19 protein-coding genes and 1 riboswitch are annotated in these 22,105 nt (G+C 66.6%); of the genes, 13 read left to right on the top strand and 6 right to left on the bottom strand.

The genetic code is table 11. The annotated features are described in order from the left end of the window. Positions 1-60 precede the first annotated feature (60 nt). The 6 genes from glyA to ribD all read left to right on the top strand — a co-directional run bounded on the left by glyA (position 61) and on the right by ribD (position 4,696). Positions 61-1,314 carry a serine hydroxymethyltransferase gene (glyA, locus tag E5790_RS06600; protein WP_014645914.1) on the top strand — a complete coding sequence of 418 codons (1,254 nt, stop codon included), beginning with the start codon at positions 61-63 and terminating at the stop codon, positions 1,312-1,314. Between the two features lie 125 nt (positions 1,315-1,439). Continuing rightward, positions 1,440-1,913: a hypothetical protein gene (locus E5790_RS06595; RefSeq protein ID WP_049442180.1), complete on the top strand. Its 474-nt coding sequence runs from the start codon at positions 1,440-1,442 to the stop codon at positions 1,911-1,913. A 6-nt stretch (positions 1,914-1,919) separates the two neighbouring features. Beyond that, positions 1,920-2,339 carry a hypothetical protein gene (locus E5790_RS06590; RefSeq protein ID WP_049442181.1) on the top strand — a complete coding sequence of 140 codons (420 nt, stop codon included), beginning with the start codon at positions 1,920-1,922 and terminating at the stop codon, positions 2,337-2,339. Positions 2,340-2,366: 27 nt separating this feature from the next. Next, on the top strand, positions 2,367-2,816 hold the full coding sequence (locus tag E5790_RS06585; protein ID WP_032962449.1) for a hypothetical protein: 450 nt from the start codon (positions 2,367-2,369) through the stop codon (positions 2,814-2,816). A gap of 152 nt (positions 2,817-2,968) precedes the next feature. Continuing rightward, entirely contained in the window at positions 2,969-3,490 is a 522-nt protein-coding gene (gene nrdR / locus E5790_RS06580; protein WP_010481984.1) for a transcriptional regulator NrdR, read from the top strand. A gap of 120 nt (positions 3,491-3,610) precedes the next feature. Beyond that, a complete protein-coding gene (gene ribD, locus E5790_RS06575) occupies positions 3,611-4,696 on the top strand; it encodes a bifunctional diaminohydroxyphosphoribosylaminopyrimidine deaminase/5-amino-6-(5-phosphoribosylamino)uracil reductase RibD (RefSeq protein WP_049442182.1) in 1,086 nt (361 codons plus the stop codon). 36 nt (positions 4,697-4,732) lie between these two features. On the opposite strand, the gene E5790_RS06570 is transcribed toward ribD, so the two are convergent. The 3 genes from E5790_RS06570 to E5790_RS06560 form a co-directional block, all read right to left on the bottom strand. Further along, entirely contained in the window at positions 4,733-5,110 is a 378-nt protein-coding gene (locus E5790_RS06570; protein WP_014645918.1) for a hypothetical protein, read from the bottom strand. A 146-nt stretch (positions 5,111-5,256) separates the two neighbouring features. Further along, complete coding sequence (locus E5790_RS06565; RefSeq protein WP_111206810.1) at positions 5,257-6,141, bottom strand: hypothetical protein; 885 nt, start codon at positions 6,139-6,141, stop codon at positions 5,257-5,259. A 153-nt stretch (positions 6,142-6,294) separates the two neighbouring features. Beyond that, positions 6,295-6,915: a hypothetical protein gene (locus tag E5790_RS06560; protein ID WP_014645920.1), complete on the bottom strand. Its 621-nt coding sequence runs from the start codon at positions 6,913-6,915 to the stop codon at positions 6,295-6,297. Between the two features lie 624 nt (positions 6,916-7,539). After that, positions 7,540-7,685: riboswitch (FMN riboswitch) on the top strand. Positions 7,686-7,762: 77 nt separating this feature from the next. Here E5790_RS06560 and E5790_RS06555 point away from each other — a divergent pair. From E5790_RS06555 to thiL, 5 genes are all read left to right on the top strand, one after another. After that, entirely contained in the window at positions 7,763-8,389 is a 627-nt protein-coding gene (locus tag E5790_RS06555) for a riboflavin synthase (RefSeq protein WP_014645921.1), read from the top strand. After that, positions 8,386-9,486 (top strand): 3,4-dihydroxy-2-butanone-4-phosphate synthase, encoded by a 1,101-nt coding sequence (ribB, locus tag E5790_RS06550; protein ID WP_111206811.1) that lies wholly within the window; start codon positions 8,386-8,388, stop codon positions 9,484-9,486. The genes E5790_RS06555 and ribB overlap by 4 nt, the downstream gene beginning before the upstream one ends. 160 nt (positions 9,487-9,646) lie before the next feature. After that, complete coding sequence (gene ribH, locus E5790_RS06545; RefSeq protein ID WP_005415267.1) at positions 9,647-10,114, top strand: 6,7-dimethyl-8-ribityllumazine synthase; 468 nt, start codon at positions 9,647-9,649, stop codon at positions 10,112-10,114. Further along, complete coding sequence (gene nusB / locus E5790_RS06540; protein WP_005408062.1) at positions 10,111-10,590, top strand: transcription antitermination factor NusB; 480 nt, start codon at positions 10,111-10,113, stop codon at positions 10,588-10,590. The genes ribH and nusB overlap by 4 nt, the downstream gene beginning before the upstream one ends. A gap of 125 nt (positions 10,591-10,715) precedes the next feature. Beyond that, on the top strand, positions 10,716-11,678 hold the full coding sequence (thiL, locus tag E5790_RS06535; RefSeq protein ID WP_049442185.1) for a thiamine-phosphate kinase: 963 nt from the start codon (positions 10,716-10,718) through the stop codon (positions 11,676-11,678). A 748-nt stretch (positions 11,679-12,426) separates the two neighbouring features. Here the strand turns inward: thiL and E5790_RS06530 are convergent. From E5790_RS06530 to E5790_RS06520, 3 genes are all read right to left on the bottom strand, one after another. Then, entirely contained in the window at positions 12,427-12,798 is a 372-nt protein-coding gene (locus tag E5790_RS06530; protein ID WP_111205753.1) for a DUF805 domain-containing protein, read from the bottom strand. Positions 12,799-12,925: 127 nt separating this feature from the next. Beyond that, positions 12,926-13,336, bottom strand: coding sequence for a hypothetical protein (locus E5790_RS06525; protein WP_111205754.1), 411 nt, complete (start codon positions 13,334-13,336; stop codon positions 12,926-12,928). Between the two features lie 456 nt (positions 13,337-13,792). Further along, positions 13,793-15,568, bottom strand: coding sequence for an autotransporter outer membrane beta-barrel domain-containing protein (locus E5790_RS06520; protein ID WP_229653738.1), 1,776 nt, complete (start codon positions 15,566-15,568; stop codon positions 13,793-13,795). A gap of 991 nt (positions 15,569-16,559) precedes the next feature. Between E5790_RS06520 and E5790_RS06515 the strand changes: the two genes are divergently transcribed. After that, complete coding sequence (locus E5790_RS06515) at positions 16,560-19,817, top strand: autotransporter outer membrane beta-barrel domain-containing protein (protein WP_111205756.1); 3,258 nt, start codon at positions 16,560-16,562, stop codon at positions 19,815-19,817. A 216-nt stretch (positions 19,818-20,033) separates the two neighbouring features. After that, complete coding sequence (locus E5790_RS06510) at positions 20,034-22,034, top strand: acyltransferase family protein (protein ID WP_321186128.1); 2,001 nt, start codon at positions 20,034-20,036, stop codon at positions 22,032-22,034. The last annotated feature ends 71 nt before the right edge of the window (positions 22,035-22,105 follow it).

The raw sequence follows: 22,105 nt of genomic DNA, 5'->3' as shown, positions 1-22,105 counted from the left end.
GTGCGGAGCTACAATCGAGGGCTGAGCCGTACCCCTTTTCCCTGCCTGCTGGAGTACCCGATGTTCCCGCGTGACGTCCGCATCGAATCCTACGATCCCGAACTGGCCAAGGCCATCGCCGCTGAGACCCAGCGCCAGGAAGACCACGTCGAGCTGATCGCCAGCGAGAACTACACCAGCCCGGCGGTGATGGAAGCCCAGGGCAGCCAGCTGACCAACAAGTACGCCGAAGGCTACCCGGGCAAGCGCTACTACGGTGGCTGCGAATACGTGGACATCGCCGAGCAGCTGGCGATCGACCGCCTGAAGCAGCTGTTCGATGCGGACTATGCCAACGTGCAGCCGCACAGCGGTTCGCAGGCCAACCAGGCCGTGTACTTCGCCCTGCTGCAGCCGGGTGACACCATCCTCGGCATGAGCCTGGCCCACGGCGGCCACCTCACCCACGGCGCCAAGGTCAATGCCTCGGGCAAGCTGTTCAACGCCGTGCAGTACGGCGTCAACGACCAGGGCCTGATCGACTATGACGAAGTCGAGCGCCTGGCCCTGGAGCACAAGCCGAAGATGGTCGTGGCCGGCTTCTCGGCCTACTCGCAGGTGATCGACTGGGCGCGCTTCCGCGCCATCGCCGACAAGGTCGGCGCCTACCTGTTCGTCGACATGGCCCACGTCGCCGGCCTGGTCGCCGCAGGCGTCTACCCGAGCCCGCTGGAACACGCCCACGTGGTCACCTCGACCACCCACAAGACCCTGCGCGGCCCGCGCGGCGGCATCATCATCGCCAAGGGCGCCGACGAAGACCTGGTCAAGAAGCTGCAGTCGATCGTGTTCCCGGGCATCCAGGGCGGTCCGCTGATGCACGTCATCGCCGGCAAGGCCGTGGCCTTCAAGGAAGCGCTGGAGCCGGGCTTCAAGGCCTACCAGCAGCAGGTGGTGAAGAACGCCCAGGCGATGGCCAATACGCTGATCGCGCGTGGCTACAAGATCGTCTCCGGCGGCACCCAGAACCACCTGATGCTGGTGGACATGATCGGCAAGGACGTGTCCGGCAAGGACGCGGAAGCCGCGCTGGGCAAGGCCCACATCACCGTCAACAAGAACTCGGTGCCGAACGACCCGCGTTCGCCGTTCGTGACCTCGGGCCTGCGCCTGGGTACGCCGGCGGTGACCACCCGTGGCTACGTCGAACAGGACTGCGTGGATCTGGCCAACTGGATCGCCGACGTGCTCGACGCACCGAACGATGACGCGGTCATCGCCCGCGTGCGCGACGCCGTCAGCGCGCAGTGCCGCAAGTACCCGGTCTACGGCTGATCGGAGAGTGGGGGCAGAGCCCTTTCCTGGCGGAAAGGGATCGGACCCCGCCTTCCGGATCGACGCAGGGGTCGGATCCCTTCCCGCAGGGAAGGGCTCTGACCCCGTCATCAGGAATCCCGCGCATGGATGAGCGCCGCCTCAAGTACCTGTACATCGCACTGGCGGTGCTGTTCGGCCTGCCCAGCCTGTTCTTCGGCGGTGCCGGCGCCTGCATCGCCGTGGTCATGGGGGTGATCGGGCTGGTCTCGCTGGACGCGGACAACCTGTGGTTTGCCGCCGGCATGCTCGCGTGGGGATCGTGCGGGATCGCCGGCCTCGTGGCCTGGGTCGCACTCAGCATCGTCTGGCTGCGCGATGGTTCACGCGGGCTGCACATGGCATCACGCCGCTGGTGGCTGCTGTTGGGCCTGGGCGTGCTGGCAGGCCTGCCCCTGCTGGCGATGGCGCTGTATTACTTCGCCGAGCTGGGTTCGTCCGTGCTCAGCGGGCTGTTCGCCGGGCCGTCCCTGTTGGTGCCCACCGGTACGTTGATCCTCCTGCGGCTGCGTGCTGACGCCCTGGGCGAGCCATCCGGCCCGGCGCGATCAGAGGAGTAGGCCCGCGTGGATGAGCGCCACCTCAAGTACCTGTACACCGCGCTGGCGGTGCTGTTTGGCCTGCCCAGCCTGGTGATGGGCGGCGCGGCGGCGACGATGCTGCTGCTGATGGGGCTGGGCCAGTTCGGTCATGGCACGCTGGCCTCGGTGACGGTGATGCCGCTGTGGGGCCTGGCCGGCATTGCCGGTTGCCTGGCCTGGTTGTGGCTCAGCGCGGGTTTTCTGCTGCAGGGGCGTGCCGGGCTGCACGTGCACCGCCTCTGGTGGTGGATGCTGCTGGCGGGCGGTCTCGCCGCCTTGCTCCCGCTGGGGCTGGCGCTGTGGTGGGGCATCGCCGTGCATGCCGAAGGCATCGGCTTGTTGCTGCTGGGCCCGTCGATGCTGGTGCCGGCTGCGATGCTGGTGTGGATCAAACGCCGCGCATGACGTGGCCCATGGAAGGAAATCGAACGCATGGATGAGCGTCTGCACAAACGCTGGATGGCGATCGCCGGCCTGCTGGTGGGCCTGCCCACCGTGGCGGCAGGCGGCACGGGTGCCGTGCTGGGGCTGATGGTCGTATGGGACGGCAAGTACCTGACGGGCGACGAGCACACGTGGTTGCTGCTGTGGTCGTCGGCTGGAATCATCGGCCTGCTGTCGTGGTTGTGGCTGAGCGGCCTGTTCCTGTGGCGCGGTGTTGCCGGCCTGCGCCAATCACCGGTTGTCGCCTGGGTCGGCCTTGCGCTGGGGGTGCTGGCCGCGTTGGCCGTGGTCGCCGCCGCGTTGTACTTCACCTTCAAGCATGGGGAAATCTCGACCCTGGCCTTCCTTGGGTTCGGCCCGCCGCTGCTGGTGATGGCCGGGCACCTGGCGTGGCTGCGCTGGGCACGCGCGGCCCCGGTGCCGTCGGCACCTGGTTGAACGTCTGGTCCTGCTGACCTCACTGGACGCTCTGGTTGGCCGAAATGCAGGTACTTCCGCGCAGACAGCATTTGCCGCTGCGCCCTTTCTCAGGTACCTTTGCGACGCTGCCATGACCGTGGCAATAGGTACTTTCCTGAGCCAGGCGTTCCATGCACTGCCCCTTCTGCCAACATGCCGATACCCGGGTCATCGACTCGCGCGTCTCTGAAGACGGCGCGACGATCCGTCGTCGGCGTGAATGTGAAGCCTGCGGCGAGCGCTTCAGCACCCTGGAAACGGTCGAACTGAAGCTGCCGGCCATCGTCAAGAGCGATGGCACGCGCGAGGCGTTCGACCAGCGCAAGGTCCGCGCTGGCTTCGACCGCGCGCTGCAGAAGCGTGCGGTGGCCGAAGACAAGATCGAAGCAGCGGTGCGTGCGGTGGTTCACCAGCTGCGCATCAGCGGCGAGCGCGAAGTGCCCTCGATCAAGGTCGGCGAGTTCGTGATGAACGAACTGCGCAAGCTCGATCATGTCGGCTACGTGCGCTTCGCTTCGGTCTACCGCAGCTTCGAGGACGTGGCCGATTTCCGCGAGGAGATCGAGAAGCTCGAGCGCGACCTGCCGTCCAGTACCGAACAGCTGCAGCTGCTGGGCGATGTGATCGCCCTGACCAAGAAGAAGAAGGGCTGACTGCCTCTGCCTTGGGGGTGCCAACCTTGGTGGGCACCGGTGGCCGCATTCACTGGTGGGTGCCAACCGTTGGTTGGCACTGACGGCATGGATCAACACCGGCGGCGTTACCATGGCTGCATGACCACTTCGTTCTCCGTCCTCGACCACCTGCACATGGCCAACGCGCTGCGCCTGGCCGAGCGTGCCGCCTATACCACCCGCCCCAATCCGATGGTCGGCTGCGTGATCGCCCACGGCGAACGCGTGGTCGGGCAGGGCTGGCACCAGCGCGCCGGTGGCCCGCATGCGGAAGTGTTCGCCCTGCGCGAGGCCGGCGGCGAAGCACGCGGTGCCACCGCCTACGTCACCCTGGAACCCTGCGCCCACTACGGGCGCACGCCACCGTGTGCGCTGGCCTTGATCGAAGCTGGCGTGTCGCGCGTGGTCGCGGCGATGCGTGATCCATTCCCGAAGGTCGATGGCGGTGGGTTCGATCTGCTGCGCAATGCCGGCATCGACGTCGCCGAAGGGCTGATGGCGGTGCAGGCGCGCGAGCTCAACAAGGGCTTCCTGTCGCGCGTGGAGCGCAATCGGCCGTGGTTGCGGGTGAAGCTGGCCGCCAGCCTGGATGGCCGTACCGCGATGGCCGATGGCAGTTCCAAGTGGATCACCGGGCCGGCCGCGCGCGAGGACGTGCAGCACTGGCGCGCGCGCGCCGGTGCGATCCTGACCGGCGCCGACACGGTGCTGGCCGACGACCCGATGCTGACCGTGCGCCTGGCCGATACCGAAGTGATGGCACCACTGCGTGTGGTGCTGGATTCGCGCCTGCGCTCGCTCGAATGCAGCCGCGTGCGCGAGGGCGGGGCACCGACGCTGTACCTGCACGCTGCGGCGGTGAGCGCACCGGACGCGGCCGACGCCGAATTCGCCAGCGTGCCCAGCGCAGAGGGGCGGTTGGACCTGGGCGCGGTGCTGGCGCTGCTGGCCGAGCGCGGCATCAACGAAGTGCACACCGAAGCCGGCGCGACGCTGTCCGGTGCGCTGCTGCGCGCTGGCTGGGTCGATGAGCTTCTGCTCTATCAGGCGCCCACGCTGCTGGGCGACAACGGCCGCCCGCTGCTGGCTGGCCTCGGCATCGATGCCATGGACCAGCAGCGTCGCCTGCGCGTGGTTGACCAGCGCCAGGTCGGCGAGGACAACAGGCTGCTGCTGCGCCCATGAAGGAATGACGCAGGGCAGGGGGCTACGCCCATGGCGTCAGGCCGCTTCGTCGTCTTCTTCGCCAACGGGGCATTGGCCTTTCCATTGCTGCTTCCACAGCACATGCAGGTCGCGGCAGTACGCGCCGAGCGCCTCGCCCGGCAGTTGCCTCGCCTTGAACCGCAACTGGCGACGCGTAAAACCGTCGTCGTACTCATCCGGCAGTACCAGCACGGCACACTGGTCGTGGTACATCAGGAAGTCGCGGCAGTGATCATCCTCACTCATCCACGCATCCAGGTGCCTGTCGCTCAGCTGCGTTGACTCGAAGGCGACCGAGGGTTGGACGACGATGATCTTCGTGGCTTTGAACCTGGACGCCTCGGCCTGCCAGCACACCATCAGCGCCAGCAACATGAGCGCGGTCGACGTCATACGGTGTTTCATGCGGTTGCCCTGGTGGAAGAGGGCAACAGCATTGACCATGCAGGCCGCGCAGGGCCATGCAAGGGTTCTGAAAATGCAGTTGCCCTTGCCGTCGGCAACGCTGGGCAGCGCGTAGGCTCGGCGTTACATCGCACTTACGCGCATTCGTCGGTCCACATCATCTCGGCGATCGGGCGCAGTGCCTTGCATTCCTGCGTCATGTCTTCGGCTGACTTCACCTTGGCCTTGGCCTTCAGTTCCTCGGTCATGGCATCCACGCCACTGATCTGGTCCGGCGCGATCTTCGCCACGCAGGCGCGGTGCTGCTGCAACAGCAGGTCACAGCCGGGTACGCCGGTCACCTTCGGTGCGCTGGCCGCCTGCGCGTCCTGCATCCAGTCCTCGAACGGTGCCAGCGCGCCGGTCACGGTACCCACCAGATCGTCGAAGTTGCCGCTGTACCAGTAGCCGTTGTCCTTGGCCGGGTACAGGGTGAAGGTGCCGCTGACCGGCACGCGCGCACCGCTCTGCAGCGCCTGGGTGTAGGCGTCGGTGAACTGCCTGCGCGCGGCCGGGCTGGCGTCGGCTGCAAGGCTGGCGGCGAACAGCGGGCGCACCTTGCCGAGGTCGGGCACCTGGCAGCTGAAAGTGATGCGCGCCAGCTTCTGGTCTTCCACGTACTCGTTGTCTTCAATCACGCTCTTGCTGGCGCGGCACTTCGAATCACGCAGGGCCTTGGCATACAGCGCTTCGCTGGCGGCCGCGTCGGCCTTTGCGCCGGTGCTGGCAAGCACGACCTGCCACGGATCGGCCAGCGCCTTGGCCAGCGCACCCGGGTTCGGGGTCACCGCGTCCTGGCCTTCGAACGCCGGCTTCAGCGCATCGTTGAGCGCGCGGGTCGCCGCGGCGTCATCTTCCAGCAGCACGCGTGCGTACAGGTCGAAAGCCTGTTCGGGCGTCAGTGTGGCCGGGGCGGCGCCGGCCAGCAGCGGGGCCGCCAGCAGGGCGCTGGCCAGCAGGGTACGCAAGGGAGTCTTCATGACGGTGTTTCCTGTTCCAGAGGCGCGCAAGCGTAGCGCATCTTTGCGCAGGCCCGATGGTGCCCTGTGGCCGCCTGCCGGCGCGCGCGGGCCCAAAAAAAACGGGCCCCTTGCGGGGCCCGTTCGATCGCACGACGAGGAGCGATCGGTAAATCAGAAGCTGGCGCGGACGCCGACCGAGTACTGGGTGACGTCGCGGTAGCCGGCGATCTCGCCCACTACACCCCAGGTCTTGGTGAAGTTGACCTGGCCGCCAACGGTGCCGACCCAGGTGCCCTTGTAGTTGTTGCCGCCATCCATGTAGCCGGCCTTGGCCCAGGCTTCGGTCATGCGCGACGGCTTGCCGCGGATACCCATGGTGACGCGGCCCAGGTTGGTGTGGTCCTTGCCGTGGTAACGCACGCCGTCGTAGCGCAGGGTCGATTCGGCGTTCTGGCGCACCCAGGCGGCATCGGCGGTGAAGTCCAGGCGGTCGGTCCACGGCATGTGGTAGCCGATACCCAGCTCCGGCTGGTTCAGTTCCAGCTTCAGCGAGTCTTCGCCGTAGTGGCGGGTCTTGCTGGTGCGCGACCAGCCACCGAACACGTAGACCTGCTCGGCCAGCGCGACCGAGCCGCGCAGGTAGCCACCGTCGACCTTCGGGTCGTCCAGCACGTTGTCGTCAACCTGGACCTGGGTCCAGCCACCTTCCACGTAGGTGTAGCTCAGGGCGTCGGCCGAAGCCGAGAACGGAGCAGCGGCCAGCAGGGCGGCCACGATCAGGATCTTGCGCATGGGAATTCCTGTGAATTTCAGTCCATTGGCGGGCCTGCCCTCGCGGCTGCCCGTGGCGACCTCATGTCGTCCGCTGCGGATTTTAATGAAAGTTTTACAAAATGCGAGAGACGGCCGTCACAAGCTGGTCTGGCTTGGCCGGGGTCAGAGCCCTTTTCTGCGGAAAGGGATCCGACCCCGGCCATCAGAGTGCGAGCCGGCCTGCATCGGGGTCGGATCCGTTTTCCGTCGGAAAACGGCTCTGACCCCTCGCGATTTCGAGGGACCCGGGGTCAGAGCCCTTTCCTGCGGAAAGGGATCCGACCCCGGTCATCAGAATGCGAGCGGGCCTGCATCGGGGTCGGATCCGTTTTCCGTCGGAAAACGGCTCTGACCCCTCCGCGATTTCGAGGGACCCGGGGTCAGAGCCCTTTCCTGCGGAAAGGGATCCGACCCCGGTCATCAGAGTGCGAGCGGGCCTGGATCGGGGTCAGATCCGTTTTCCGTCGGAAAACGGCTCTGACCCGTAGCGATTTCGAGAGGGCCGGGGCCAGAGCCCTTGCCTGCGGAAAGGGATCCGACCCCGGGCATCCCACCCCGTTCAGCACGGGCTGGTACACTAGCCGCGCCGGTTCGCCGGTACACAAACGTCTTCAGGGCGGGGTGCAATTCCCCACCGGCGGTAGGTGCGCAAGCACGAGCCCGCGAGCGCCCCGGCCCACGGCCGGGGGTCAGCAGATCCGGTCCAATGCCGGAGCCGACGGTCATAGTCCGGATGAAAGAAGACGGTGCCACAGGGCCTTCGCGGCCCTGCGCCCGCCTGTTTGCCTTGCGGCGTTTTTCGCTCACTTTTCGCGGAGAACGTTACTTGTTTACTGGAATCATCGAAGGCGTCGGCCGTCTGGCCGCACGCGAATCCATCGGCGGCGATGTCCGCTTCACCTTCCACGTCGGGAATCTGCCGTTCGACCACGTGCAGATGGGCGAGAGCATCGCCATCAACGGCGTCTGCCTCACCGTCATCGCGTTCGACGCCAGCAGCTTCCAGGCCGATGCCTCCACCGAGACCCTGGGCCTGACCACGCTGGGCCAGTTGGGCGAAGGGGCGGTCATCAACCTGGAGCGCGCCATGCGCCCGACCGACCGCCTGGGCGGCCATCTGGTCAGCGGCCACGTCGACGGCCTCGGCCAGGTGCTGTCCATCCATGACGACGCGCGGGCCCAGCGCTGGCGTTTCGCCGCGCCGGCCTCGCTGCGCCGCTATATCGCCAAGAAGGGCTCGATCTGCGTTGACGGCGTCAGCCTCACCGTCAACGAAGTGGACGACGACGGTTTTGAAGTCGCCCTGATCCCGCACACCGTGGCGAACACCGCCTTCTCCGCCACCGGCGTGGGCAGCGCGGTCAATCTGGAAATCGATCTGGTGGCCCGTTACGTCGAGCGATTGATGGGTGTGCCGAGCAACGGTCAGCACCCACAGGGAGACGCAGCATGAACTTCGCCCCGATTCCGGAAATCCTGGAAGACATCCGCCTGGGCCGCATGGTGGTCATCGTCGATGACGAAGACCGCGAGAACGAAGGCGACCTGATCATGGCCGCCGAGCTGGTCAAGCCGTCGGACATCAACTTCATGGTCACCCACGGCCGCGGCCTGGTGTGCCTGCCGCTGACCCGCAGCCGCGCCGCCGACCTCGGCCTGGCGCCGATGGTGCAGGCCAATACCGCCCAGTTCCAGACCAACTTCACGGTCAGCATTGAGGCCGCCGAGGGCGTCACCACCGGCATTTCGGCGCATGACCGCGCGCATACCATCCGCACCGCGGTAAAGCCCAATGCCAAGCCGTCGGACCTGCACCAGCCGGGCCACATCTTCCCGCTGATCGCCCAGCCGGGCGGCGTGCTGACCCGCGCCGGCCACACCGAAGCCGGCGTCGACCTGGCCATGCTCGCCGGGCTGGAACCGGCCGGCGTGCTGGTGGAGATCCTGAACCCGGATGGCAGCATGGCGCGCCGCCCGGAGCTGGAAGTGTTCGCCCGCGAGCACGGCCTGAAGATGGGCTCCATCGCCGATCTGATCGCCTACCGCCTGGCCACCGAAAAGACCGTCGAGCGCGTGGACGAGCGCGAGATCGACACCGAATTCGGTCCGTTCAAGCTGGTGACCTACCGCGACCGCATCGCCCACGACCTGCACTTCGCGCTGGTTCGTGGCACGCCGGATGCGGACACCCCGACCCTGGTGCGCGTGCAGGTGGAAAACCCGCTGGCCGACCTGCTGCACTGGCGCCGCGACGACTTCGGCGTGGCGGCCACCGATGCCCTGCGCGCGATCGATGCCGAGGGCGCCGGCGTGATGGTGGTGCTGTCGGCCCCGCGCGACGGTGAAGCCCTGCTGGCCCGCCTGCGCCAGCAGCCGGCGCCGGTGGTGCCGGGCAAGGACAAGGATGTGGGCCAGTGGCGCCGCAACGGTGCCGGCGCACAGATCCTGTCTGACCTGGGCCTGGGCAAGCTGCGGGTGCTGGGCACCCCGCGCCGCCAGGTTGGCCTGGCCGGTTACGGCCTGGAAGTGGTGCAGACGGTCACCCTGTAATGGGGGATTGCCGGCCAGCGGCCGGCACTACCGGTGGGTGCCGGCCCCATGCCACCGGTGGGTGCCGACCGTTGGTCGGCACACCCTGCGGGCCCCCGCCAGCCACGGCCGGGGCCCATCCACGCTAGAATTACCCCCTTATCGAGTCCCCAAGCCGCATATGAGCCACTACGAAGGCGATCTTCGCACTCCCGAGTCGGCGCGCTTCGCCATCCTGGCCAGCCGCTGGAACGCCCGCATCACCGACGCGCTGGTCGCAGGCGCGCGCCTGAGCCTGGCCGGCAACGGCATCACCGAAGCCAACATCGACGTGATCCGCGTGCCGGGTGCCTGGGAACTGCCGCTGGTGGCCGCGCGCCTGGCCGCCGCCCATGAACACGCCGCCATCCTCACCCTGGGCTGCGTGATCCGTGGCGACACCCGCCACTACGAACACGTGGCCGACCGCTGCGCCGAAGGCCTGATGCGCGTGCAGCTGGATTTCGGCGTGCCGGTGCTGAACGGCGTGCTGGCGGTGGAACGCGTTGAAGACGCCGAGGCGCGCGCAGGCGGCAGCCACGGCAACAAGGGCGAGGAAGTCGCACTCGCCGCACTGGAAATGGTCAATCTGCTGGAGCAACTGCCATGAACAAGAACACCCAGGGCAAGCCCTCCGGTAAACCCGTCCGCCGCGATGGCGTCGATCCGGTGCTGCGCTCGCGCGCCCGCCGTCGTGCCGTGCAGGCCATCTACGCCTGGCAGATCTCCGGCGGCAACGCACAGTCGCTGATCGCCCAGTTCGCCCACGAGCAGGCCCGTGAAATCGCCGACCTGGCGTACTTCGAAGCGCTGCTGCACGGCGTGCTCGACAACCGCCGCGACATCGACGAAGCGCTCGGCCCGTACCTGGACCGTGGCATCGAGGAAGTGGACGCGATCGAACGCGCGGTGCTGCGCCTGGCCGCCTACGAGCTGCGCTACCGCCTGGACGTGCCGTACCGCGTGGTGATCAACGAAGCGATCGAATCGGCCAAGCGCTTCGGTTCCGAACACGGCCACACCTACGTCAACGGCGTGCTGGATCGTGCCGCCGTGGAATGGCGCAAGGTCGAATCGGGTCACTGACCCGATTTCTGTAGAGCCGAGCCATGCTCGGCTCACCGTGCAGCGCACGGTTGCGTTCGGCAATGCGGCGCGTGATCGAACTGCAGCCGAGCATGGCTCGGCTCTACAAAAAAGCAGAACGCCCCATGTCCCTGGCCGAATTCGCCCTCATCGACCGCATCCGCGCCCGCACCCTCGAGCGCGACGACATCCTGCTCGGCATCGGTGACGACGCCGCGCTGCTGCAGCCGCGTGCCAACGAGCAACTGGTGGTCACCGCCGATACGCTCAACAGCGGCGTGCACTTCCCGGTTGAGACGCCTGCCTTCGACATCGGCTGGAAGACCCTGGCGGTCAACCTGTCGGACCTGGCCGCGATGGGCGCGCGCCCGGCGTGGTGCACGCTGGCACTGTCCCTGCCGGAAGCGTCTGAAGATTGGATCGAGGCCTTTGCCGATGGCTTCTTCGCCCTGGCCGACCAGCACGACATCGCGCTGATCGGTGGCGACACCACGCGTGGTCCGCTGTCGCTGTCGGTGACCGCGATGGGCCAGGTCGGGCGTGGCCAGGCCCTGCGGCGCGACCGCGCGCAGGTGGGTGATGATGTCTGGGTGAGTGGCACGCTGGGCGATGCCGCCGGCGCGCTGCGCCTGTGGCAACAAGGTGCGTTGAGCATCGCCACCGCCACGCTGCTGGCCGACTACGAAAGCCTGCGCCTGCGCCTGCTGCGGCCGACGCCGCGCGTGACCCTGGGCCTGCGCCTGCGGGCCTTCGCGCACGCGGCGGTGGATGTGTCCGACGGCCTGCTGGCCGACCTCGGTCATATCGCCACGCGTAGCAACGTGGCCGCGCATGTGGATGCCGATTCGCTGCCGATCTCGCACGCGCTGCGTGAGCTGCTCGGCCGCGACACTGCGCGCGACTGCGCACTGCGCGGGGGCGACGACTACGAACTGTGCTTCACCGCCGCCGCCGACCAGCGCGACGCACTGCACTACCTCGCCGAATCGCTGGACGTGCCGCTCACCCGCATCGGTCGGATTGCCGAAGGGCAGGGCGTGCATGTGGATGGCGAAGCCGCCGACGGCGGTTACCAGCACTTCGCGTAGCCGCAGCGGTACTGCACTGCTGGGTGCCAAGCTTCCGGTGTGGGGTCAGATCGATGTTGCTCTGGTAGGTGCCAACCCTGGTTGGCACGAATGTGTCAGCCGCGCGTGGCAACAGCGTGTCGACCAAGGTCGACACCTACCCAGGCGGGAATACCTCGGTGTTGCTCTGGCAGGTGCCGACCTTGGTTGGCACGGATGTGTAAGACGCCCGTGCCAACAGCGTGTCGACCAAGGTCGACACCTACCCAGGCGGGAATACCTCGGTGTTGCTCTGGTAGGTGCCAACCCTGGTTGGCACGAATGTGTCAGCCGCGCGTGGCAACTCCGTGTCGACCAAGGTCGACACCTACCAAAGCGGAGGCGCATTGGTGCGCTCTGGTAGGTGCCAACCAGCGTGTCGACCAAGGTCGACACCTACCCAGGCGGGAACACCTCGATGTTGCTCTGGTAGGTGCCAACCTTGGTTGGCACGAATGCGTCAGACGCGCCGTGCCAACCAGCGCGTCGACCAAGGTCGACACCTACCCAGGCGGGAATACCTCGGTGTTGCTCTGGTAGGTGCCAACCTTGGTTGGCACGAACGCGTCAGCCGCCCCTGCCAACACCATGTAGACCAAGGTCGACACCTACCCAGGCGGGAACACCTCGGTGTTGCTCTGGTAGGTGCCAACCTTGGTTGGCACGAATGCGTCAGCCGCCCGTGCCAACAGCGTGTCGACCAAGGTCGACACCCACCAACGCGGGCGGGTTACACGTGCGGAACCGCTGCATCGAAGCGGTTGTTGCCCGGCGTGCCGGGTAGCAGCAGGAACACCAGCACCACCAGGCCCACAATCGGCACCAGCATCAGCAGGTACCACCAGCCTGAACGGTCGGTGTCATGCAGGCGGCGCACGATAACTGCAATCATCGGCACGATGATCGCCAGCCACACCAACGCGCCCACGCCCGTCGATATCAGTGCCAGCGTGCTTGAACCGGTGTAGCCAGCAATGAAGCCCAGCACATTCGACGGAATCAACAGGATCATGATGAACAACTGGAACCACCAGAACTCACCGCGGCTGGCGCGGCCATTGAACTGTGCATAGCGGACAAGCGGAATCATCATCTTGTGCATCCGGGCACTCCCTGAAAGAAGTGCGCACTATTGGTGCTCCTGTGATGATGAGCCATCGGAATCGTTGCAATTGCGTGCAGCGTGCAACTGAACTGAGCGCTACCCCGCACTTCTCCTTGTTGGGTGCTTACGCTGCTCGCAACTGCACATCCACATACTCGGCCAGCCCACGGCAGGCCAGCAGCAGCCCTTCGCGCGCGCCGTCACCCATCTGCTGGCCGATATCCCCGTCCACGCGGACGCGTTCAGTGGCGTGCAGCAGTTCCAGCAGGAAACTCAGCCCCGCATTGGCGCGGTCGATGCGCGCCAATGCCAGCCGCTGACCAGGCGTACGGTTGTGGCCGGGCCACGGCTGGCCGTCGGCGGCATCGCCCTGGCGGATGTACTGCAGGCAGGCCTGCAGGGTGATGGCGCCAGGGCTGTTACCGGTCTGCAGCGCAACGAAGGTGTCTTCCAGCGTGCGGGCCAGGTCATCGGGCAGGCGCGTGGCGGCCTCGCCCAGGGTGGCGAACAGGTGCGGGTAAGGGGAAGCGGTCATGGCGGCGTCCTTGTGCAAGCGGCAAGGGGCCACCCTGCTTAACAGCGAGGGTGGCGGACGGTGCGTGGTTCCAATACCGGTGGCTAACGTCGTCAAACGCCGGCGGGCACGAGGCCCCCACGCACCGCCCGCCATAGGTGCGCGGACAGAATGCCTGCCGACGCCACCCAACAAGGAAAGGGCGACGCCGGCAGGCAAGCGTAAACGACATTAACCGAACGGGATTGGAAGCCCGTGCCACCCATTGTCGGTGGCGCTACATGATTTGCATGAAGCGCCAGTGCCGCCAATGAGAATTGTTGGAAATTTCGAAAGCGTTGCAATCGTGCGGCGCACGCCACAGCGTGGCGATCGCGACATTCGTGTAGAGCCGAGCCGACGCTCGGCTCATCACAATCTCATCGAGAAGCAGCCGAGCATGGCTCGGCTCTACAGAAAGTAGAACGCGCTTCTACCTCACCACTTGTACGACATGCTCAGGTTCGCCGTCGCTTCGCGGTACCCATGGTCACCGCGCATCACGCCGAAGCCACCCCAGGCACTCAGCCCGGAACGGAAGTCCACGCGCGCACCGGCATTCAACTCGTAGCGGTTGCGCGGCACGCTGGCCTTCAGGGCTTCATCGTCGAACGCCATGCCGTTGCTGGCGCCATCGCGGTACCAGTTGGCCACCACATACGGGCTGACCGACGCGCCGGCGGCACTGCGGCCTTCGCCCTGAAGGCGCAGGCCCACGCGGCCGGACAGACCGCTGTCGCCCAGGCTGCGCACCACCGTGCCGTTGGCTTCCTCGTGGCGATCGGTGTTGGCGTCGGTGTAGACCAGCTGCAGTTCCGGCTGCAGGCTCAGCGCGGTGCTGCCGATCTGGCCGATGCCGAAGCGGTAGCCGGCTTCCAGCGAGCTCTGCCAGATGTCCGAGTCGTAGCGTTCCTCGGCCAGGCCTTCGCCCTGCACGCGGTTGCGGAAGTGGCCGCGCTGCACGCTGGCATCCACATACAGTGCATCGTTGCTCCAATTGCCGTACACGCCCAGCGCGCCGCCGTTGAGCTTGCCGCGTGCGCTGTAGCCGGTCAGCTGTGAACGTGAAGTGGCGTCGGACTTGGCCAGCGTACCCATCACGCCCACGCGGCCCTGGCCGTTGTCGAACACGCCGATGTCCGCACCCAGCTGCAGGCGCGAGCGGTCCACGCGCAGTTCCAGCTGGTCTTCCACCGCCGACAGCTTGCTCTGTGTAGCGTCCACGCGGGCCCAGCCACGCACGCCATCAATGGCGGAGGTGTTGCCGCCCTGGCGGTCGCGCCAGCCATGGCGCAGCAGCTGGTCCATCGCGAATTGGTTGGCCAGGTACGCGCCGGCTTCCGGGCGCAACACCGGCGTGGGGTCGATCGGATCGACCGGATCGACCGGATCGACCGGATCCACCGGGTCCACCGGGTCCACCGGGTCCACCGGATCGACCGGCTTACACTCCGGCAGCGTCGGGTCGATCACACACGGATCCGGCGCCCCGGCAAGTTCCGAGCGCAGGTACCAGCCGCCGTTGGTCGCGTCCTTGAACAGGAAGTACTCGTACTGCCCACCCACCGCGCGGCCCTGCAGGTCGAACTGCGCATTGGACGCACCGCCCACACGGATCAGCTTGATGCCCTTGTCGGTCTTGGCGCCTGCGCCGCCGGCATTGAGCACACGCACGTTGGCCTGGCCGTTGGCGTCGCCCTTGATGATCAGCGTGTCGGTGGCCGAACTGTCGTCGCCCAGCTGGGTGTTGAACAGCAGGGTGCCACCGGCCCCGTCGAAGGTATCCACGGTGAGCGTGTTGAACGTACTGCCATTGCCCAGCGCCACCGTACCGGTGCTACCCAGCGCGAGATGACCGACAGTGCTGTCGCCGGACATCAGCCAGGTGCTGTCGCCGTCGATGCTGGCCGAGGTGACGTTGAAGAAGCGGCCGTCGATCTGTGCCTTGTTGCGCAGTTCCACGTTGATCATGCCGTTGGGGACCGTTGTCGTGTCCAGCACCACATCGCCAGCGATGCGCGAGTCATCGACAGTGAAATCGACTGTGGTGCGGCCAGCTGCGACAGCGGTCCGCCCTTTCAGTTGGATGAGAATTCCATCCCCTCCATGCAGTTGGCTGCCGTTGGCAACGGCGACATCGATGTGAGCATCACTGGCACGGCCATGGACCCAGATGGCTGCCGCGCTCTTGGCCGACAGGGTTGAACGGTCCAAATGCACCTCGAAGTTCTGTCCGTTTGCGACTGGCGAGATGACAACACCATGATTCTCGGCATCGATACGGGAGCGGTTGTGCAGCACGAGACTGCCATGGGTCATGAGTGCCCCCACGCCGTCCGAGAGAGGATTGCCACTGCTCGTGGGCAGGGCATCAACCCTGACGGTACTTGCGTCGAGCAGGATGCGCCCACTGCCAACGCTCATCCCGGAAAAACCCAGGCCTACGGACTGCCTGTCACCAGGTTGCTGGCCTGCACCGGGCGAGACCACAACGTGAGAGCCGGAAAGCGTAACCTGCGCTTGATCGTGTACTCGCAGGTTCCCCACAAAAGTACTGTCACGCGCGTCCAGCAGCGAATTTCCATCCAGCTTTACGGCATGTTCGGAGTAGTCGCCCGATGGCTTGCGCGAGACCGTCGAAGCAACCAGCGTTACGCGTGAGTCATCGGCCAGAATGGTCTGGGCCGCTCCTCCGTTCACGGTCAGCAGCGAGCCGTTCTTCAACGTCCACGCTTCGACCGGATCCCCAGCACCGACCTCCGCAGTCTGGCCATCGAGATCGCCGGCCAAAACGACCCCGGCGGGAAGGGACGCCAGCGCCAGCAACAGGCTGCGGAACAGCGGGCGCGGCGTCAGAGGATGGGATGCGGTGGCGGTGCGCTTCATGGGGGAATCCTTGTGTCGGAGAAGGGGGAGAGACGCGACACGACGCAACCGCATTCAGACGAAGTGCCGTATATCCTTCATCTCTGTGATGGTGGCGTGAAGGGTGGGCAATTGCGAAGTCATGTGTCTCTACTGGCGCCAGTCTCTGTGCGCAGCCCGGCCGAACCCATGCAAAAAGTTGTAAAGCACACTGAACACCGGTAGCGCCTTCAGCTTTCAGCCAGCACTGCGACAGCCTGTCGCAGGTGAGTTGCAAGTGATTCGATGGAGGCAGTGAACGGAGATGACGAGCATGGCGCCTCCTTTCAGGAGCAACCCCATGCACACACCCACCCCACGCCACCATGCGCTGGCCGCCGCCCTCGCCATTGCACTGCTTGCAAGCATTCCCGCCTCGGCCCAGCAGATCGTGGCCGACGGCGACGACCAGATGCCCGCCGAAGGCGATTACCACACCACTGAGCCGGTGCTGCCGGGCGACCCGTCGGGGCATGCCTTCTACGCAGTCAACGGCGGCCGCATTCTTCCGACAGGGCCGGTCAACCTCTCCACCGAAGGACGCGGAGCGCACGCTGCGCACGCCGAAGGTACCGGCAGCCTGATCTCGTTGCAGGGCGCATCGGTGAGCACCACCGGCATCTCCGCAGCAGGCGCGTCAGTTGCTACGGGCGCCCGGCTGGAGGCCGCCGATGTAGTGATCGAGACACGCGGCAACAGCGCCCACGGGGTACAGGTGCAGGGGGCGGATGCCGTGCTGAGAAACGTGCAGGTCCGCAGCACTGGCGGCGATGCGCTGCGGTTGATGGGGGGCACGCTGCAGGTTCAGGGCGCTCAGTTGCAGGTGAACCGCTACGGTACTTACGGTCTGTATGCGAATGCGGGCACAGCAACGCTGGATGGGGTCCACATCGACATGGCGGGTGACGCGGGCAATGGTGTCCTGGCGACCGGCACGGCCGAGGTCGTCCTGCAGGACGCGAGCATTGGACGCGTGGGTCATTCGGGTGTGGCCGCAACGGCGCATCGCGGCGCGCGCCTGGTGATGAAGGGTGTGGACATCGACATGCGCGGTGACGCCGCCGTCGGTCTGGCGATGGGAGGCAGCGTAAACGTTTCCGACAGCCGCATCAGCGTGCAGGGCGCCCATGGTCGTGCCGTCGATCAGTCAGGTGGTGCGCTGGACGTGCAGAGCAGCGAGCTGTCCGGCAATACGGGACTGAGGCTGATGGACAATGGCAGCGTGAACCTGCGTGACAGCAGTATCCGCAGCGAGCTGGTCGCATTGGATATCAATGGCCGAGGCAACGTCGTGACAGTGGAGCGCAGCTCGCTTGCAACGTCTGCAGGTACCGCCATCTGGATGCCGAACGATTCCACGCTGGTGCTGAGTGAGTCTTCAGTGGTGGCCCAGGGAGACGGTGGGCTCGGCCTTGATGCACGAGGCGGCAGCGCGCAGCTTTTCAGTACCAACCTGCGTACAGCGGGGCACTCTGCCCATGGTCTGTATGCGCAGGGCGGCGCGGGGCGGCAGCCCGGGATCGAGGCGGTCGATACCCAGGTGCTGACCGAAGGTGATGGGTCTGCTGCGGCGATTGCGCGCACCGGCGGGACCGTCACGCTGGTCGACAGCCGCTTGCAGACCGTCGGCCGATCCTCGCACGGTGTCATTGCCGGTGGTGCTGGGCAGATCGCTTTGAACAACACCCATGTACGCACCGAAGGCGAGGGCGCGTGGGCGGCGGTGATCAATGACAACGGTCGGATGCGTATCGACGGCGGCTCGCTGGTGAGCGTCCAGCATGGTGGCGTATGGCTGCGTAGCAGCCGCGACCCGGGCCTGACCCTGTCCAATGGTGCGGTGGTATCGGGCGGCAATGGCATCGCCTTGGCACTGGATGCCGCAGTGGCCGGGCGCTTCGATGTGGTGCTGGAGGGCCGCTCGCGGATGGACGGTGACATCGCCATCACCCCGGAGGACGAGGACGCTGGGCTGCCGCCACAGTCGGACGTGCATGTACGGCTGGCCGATGGTTCGCTGTGGCAGGGTTCGTCGGATCTGGTGCAGACGATGGCGATCGAGAACGGCAGCCAGTGGACGCTGACCGGTGATGCCACGGTGGGCGAGTTGCAGGTACTCAACAGTGGCGTGGCCTTGTCCGATGGCAGCGGCCGTTTCAATACGCTCACCGTGGACGGCGACCTGCACAGCGCAGGGGCGACGTTCCTGTTCCAGGGCACGCTGGCCGGCGATGACAGCGCGATGGACCGCCTGCACGTGCGCGGCGACAGCTCCGGCGACGCGCTGATCGCGGTGAAGAACATCGGTGGCGTAGGCGCACCTACCGTGGATGGCATCGCGCTGATCGAGATCGACGGTGCATCGCTGGCGAGTTACACGCTGAGCGGCCGCGCGGTGGGCGGATCGTACGAGTACTTCCTGTTCCAGGGCGGCCTGGCCGATCCTTCCGATGGCAACTGGTACCTGCGTTCGCAGTGGTTCGATATCTGCCAGGACAACCCGGCCGCACCGGGGTGCGTGGTCGATCCGGGCCCGGATCCGGATCCGGATCCAACCGATCCGACTGATCCGATCGATCCGATCGATCCGATCGATCCGGGCGATCCGGGCGATCCGGGCGATCCGATCCTGCCGCCACCGGTGCTGCGCCCGGAAGCGGGGGCATACCTGGCCAACCAGTCGGCGGCGATCAACCTGTTCGCGCACCGCATGCACGAGCGTAATGGCGCGCGTTCGATGGACGGCGAGCGCCAGGCCTGGGCACGCGTAGGCCGCAACCAGGCTGATTTCAGTGCGGTCGGTGGCCAGTTGTCGGTGGACGGCACTGCCTCAGTGCTGCAGATCGGCACTGACCTGCTGCAGCGTGGCAACGCGGTTGCCGGTGTGATGCTGGGCAGCGGCCGCGCCGACAGCAGCGCAGTGTCCGATCTGACCGGCTACAGCGCCAAGGGCCGGGTGCGTGGCAGCGCCGTGGGTGTGTACGGCACCTGGATGCAGGATGCAGACAGTACGCGGGGCGCATATGTGGATGCGGCCCTGCAGTACGGCCGCTTCGACAACCGGGTGCAGGGCATCGGCCTGGCGCCGGAGCACTACGACTCGCGCATGGCCACTGCGTCGCTGGAGGCCGGCTACACCTTCAAGATGTGGCAGGGCACCGCCAGCGCACTGTACGTGCAGCCGCAGCTGCAGCTGAGCCATGTCGATTTCCGCGCCGATCGGCACGTGGAGAGCAACGGTACGGTGGTCGACCACGCCGACGCCGGTGGCCTGAGCGGGCGCCTGGGCGTGCGTGTGTTCGGCCATGGCACGGCCGCCGGCAACATCGTGCAGCCCTACCTGGGGGTGAACTGGCTGCGTGGCAGCGGCACCAGCACGTTGCAGTTCAACGGCGACACGCTGGCTGCGGACGTGCCGCGCAACCGCTATGAAGTGCAGGCCGGGGCCGAGCTGAGGCTGGGCCAGCGTTGGGGTGCGTGGGGTGGCATGAGCGTGCAGCGCGGCGATCATGGCTACCGCAACGTAGGCGGCCAGCTGGGCCTGCGCATGGCCTGGTAAGCGCGCCTGCGGCGGGGTCGGATCCCATTGCCAAGGCAATGGGCTCTGACCCCCCAGTTGCTGCTGTGGAGCCGAGCCTATGCTCGGCTCACTGCGATCTGGACGAAGGGCAGCCGAGCATGGCTCGGCTCTACAACCGCGCCGATCCGGGACTGGACCTGAACGTTGTCCACGTCTGTCGCGATTGTCCATTGAATGACTGCGCAAACGGTGGCGATGCTGCCGCCCTGTCTTCTGCCGGTTGCCCGCGTGTCCTCTCCCGAACGTTCCCACAACGCCGCCATCGATGGCCTGCGTGCACTGGCGGTGCTGGCCGTCGTCCTTTTCCACACCAACGCGACGTGGCTGCCCGGCGGCTTCACCGGTGTGGACCTGTTCTTCGTGGTATCCGGCTTCGTGATCAGCCAGTCGCTGGCCTCGCGCGCCCAAGCATCGCTGGGTGCGATGCTGCTCGATTTCTACCGGCGTCGCGTGCTGCGCCTGTTGCCGGCGCTGCTGGTGATGCTGATGGCCACTTTCGTACTGTCGGCACTGTTCATTCCCCGCGCGTGGCGCAATGAGCAGTTCGACCAGACCGGCTGGGCCGCGCTGGTCGGTTTCAGCAACATCGTGCTGGCCGGCCAGCAGGACGATTACTTCTCGCCCGGCGCTGAACTCAATCCGTTCCTGCATACCTGGACGCTGGGTGTGGAAGAGCAGTTCTACCTGGTCTTCCCGCTGTTGTTCTTCGTGTGGCTGCGCGGGCGTGAGCGCTGGCCGGGGGCGCGTTGGCTGTTGCCGGCGCTCACCATGCTGTCGCTGGCGTGGGCGGGCTGGCAGGCGCGATCGGCGCCGGCGTCGGCGTTCTATCTGCTGCCGGCGCGGTTCTGGGAGCTGGCCGCAGGTGCGCTGCTCTACCAGTGGATGCATAAACGTACGCCACGCCAGGGCAGCGACGCGGCTGCCGCGGCGGGCCTGGCGCTGCTGGCCGCGGGTGTGCTGATCGCCCCGCAGCTGGCGATGCCGGTACCGGGCGTGCTGGCCACCGTGGCCGGTACCCTGCTGCTGTTGGCGGGCGTGTCGACAGCGGGGACATCGCGCATCGCCCGTGCGCTGGGCTGCGCACCGCTGGCCTACCTGGGTCGGCTGTCCTATTCGCTGTACCTGTGGCATTGGCCGCTGCTGGTACTGCTGCGCTGGACGTATGGCCTGCATGGCGTCGCGCCGTGGCTGTATCCGGTGCTGCTGCTGGCGGTGTCGGCCGCGTCCTACCACTTCATCGAGCGCCCGCTGCGCAGTGCGGCGCCGCTGCTGCGGCTGGCACCGGCCAAGGTGCTGGCGATGGCGTTTCCGCTGGTGGCGCTGTGCGGTGCCGGCGCCTGGGCCACGGTCGAGTACCACGAGCAGGTCTCGCTCAGCGTCACCCGCAACGGCTACGCATGGCAGGCGCGTCGCTACCCGGCGTGGCGCCCGCTGGAACCGGTGAGTGCGCCGGCGCTTGAAGGGCGGCGCCTGTTCGTGGCCGGCGACTCGCATGCGGCGGCGTATCGCACCATGACCAGCATGGTCGCGCGGCAGACCGGCATGGAGGTGCGCCAGCAGGATCGCGGCGGCTGCAGCTTCGTCAACCTGCTGCGGGCCAGCCCGGCCGACTGCCAGGACTTCATTGAAGACACGCTGTCGACCATCGAACGCGAGGCGCGCCCGGGTGACATCGTGCTGCTGACGGCCTTGCGCATGCCGGAACTGCGTGGGTTCGACTGGCAGCGGCAGGATGCACAGCAGATCTATCAACAGCTGCTGGCCGAGCGCACGCCCGCGCATGCACAGGCTGCACGCGACGAAGCCGAACGCGTGCTGGGGCGTTTGCAGAAGCTGGGCGTACAGGTGGTGATCGACGCACCGCTGCCGCTGTTCAAGGCCGGTGCGTACCGCTGTTCAGACTGGTTCAACCGCCGCAATCCGGCGTGTGCCGGCGGTCTGAGCATGCCGCGTGCGGATCTGGAAATGCTGCGGGCGCCGCAGATGGCACTGCTGGATGACCTGGCGGCACGTTACCCGTCAATGACCGTGTGGGATCCGCTGCCGCTGCTGTGTGGGCCGCAGGCCTGTTCGGCGGTGGAAGACGGCGAACCATTGTTCTTCGACAATGATCACCTGAGCGGGCATGGCAACCGCGTGCTGCTGCCCAGTTTCCGGCAGACCCTGATCGATATCGCAGCCGACAAGACGGTGTAGAGCCGAGCCCACGCTCGGCTTGCGCGCACAGCGCGGGCGTCATCGCGATCTGGTCGAAGAGCAGCCGAGCG

Source organism: Stenotrophomonas sp. PAMC25021 (genome assembly GCF_004795795.1).
Classification (GTDB): Bacteria; Pseudomonadota; Gammaproteobacteria; order Xanthomonadales; family Xanthomonadaceae; genus Stenotrophomonas; species Stenotrophomonas muris.
Note: the sequence above shows the minus strand (reverse complement) of the source record. Positions and strands in the feature narration are given on the sequence as shown.

Bases quoted from the DNA above. Each gene is read 5' to 3' on its own strand.
- E5790_RS06570 (WP_014645918.1), bottom strand. From the start codon at position 5,110: ATGACGTCGACCGCGCTCATGTTGCTGGCGCTGATGGTGTGCTGGCAG.
- E5790_RS06595 (WP_049442180.1), top strand. From the start codon at position 1,440: ATGGATGAGCGCCGCCTCAAGTACCTGTACATCGCACTGGCGGTGCTG.
- E5790_RS06585 (WP_032962449.1), top strand. From the start codon at position 2,367: ATGGATGAGCGTCTGCACAAACGCTGGATGGCGATCGCCGGCCTGCTG.
- E5790_RS06510 (WP_321186128.1), top strand. From the start codon at position 20,034: ATGCTGCCGCCCTGTCTTCTGCCGGTTGCCCGCGTGTCCTCTCCCGAA.
- glyA (WP_014645914.1), top strand. From the start codon at position 61: ATGTTCCCGCGTGACGTCCGCATCGAATCCTACGATCCCGAACTGGCC.
- ribH (WP_005415267.1), top strand. From the start codon at position 9,647: ATGAGCCACTACGAAGGCGATCTTCGCACTCCCGAGTCGGCGCGCTTC.
- E5790_RS06530 (WP_111205753.1), bottom strand. From the start codon at position 12,798: ATGCACAAGATGATGATTCCGCTTGTCCGCTATGCACAGTTCAATGGC.
- E5790_RS06565 (WP_111206810.1), bottom strand. From the start codon at position 6,141: ATGAAGACTCCCTTGCGTACCCTGCTGGCCAGCGCCCTGCTGGCGGCC.
- E5790_RS06525 (WP_111205754.1), bottom strand. From the start codon at position 13,336: ATGACCGCTTCCCCTTACCCGCACCTGTTCGCCACCCTGGGCGAGGCC.
- ribD (WP_049442182.1), top strand. From the start codon at position 3,611: ATGACCACTTCGTTCTCCGTCCTCGACCACCTGCACATGGCCAACGCG.
- nrdR (WP_010481984.1), top strand. From the start codon at position 2,969: ATGCACTGCCCCTTCTGCCAACATGCCGATACCCGGGTCATCGACTCG.
- thiL (WP_049442185.1), top strand. From the start codon at position 10,716: ATGTCCCTGGCCGAATTCGCCCTCATCGACCGCATCCGCGCCCGCACC.
- ribB (WP_111206811.1), top strand. From the start codon at position 8,386: ATGAACTTCGCCCCGATTCCGGAAATCCTGGAAGACATCCGCCTGGGC.
- E5790_RS06515 (WP_111205756.1), top strand. From the start codon at position 16,560: ATGCACACACCCACCCCACGCCACCATGCGCTGGCCGCCGCCCTCGCC.
- nusB (WP_005408062.1), top strand. From the start codon at position 10,111: ATGAACAAGAACACCCAGGGCAAGCCCTCCGGTAAACCCGTCCGCCGC.
- E5790_RS06560 (WP_014645920.1), bottom strand. From the start codon at position 6,915: ATGCGCAAGATCCTGATCGTGGCCGCCCTGCTGGCCGCTGCTCCGTTC.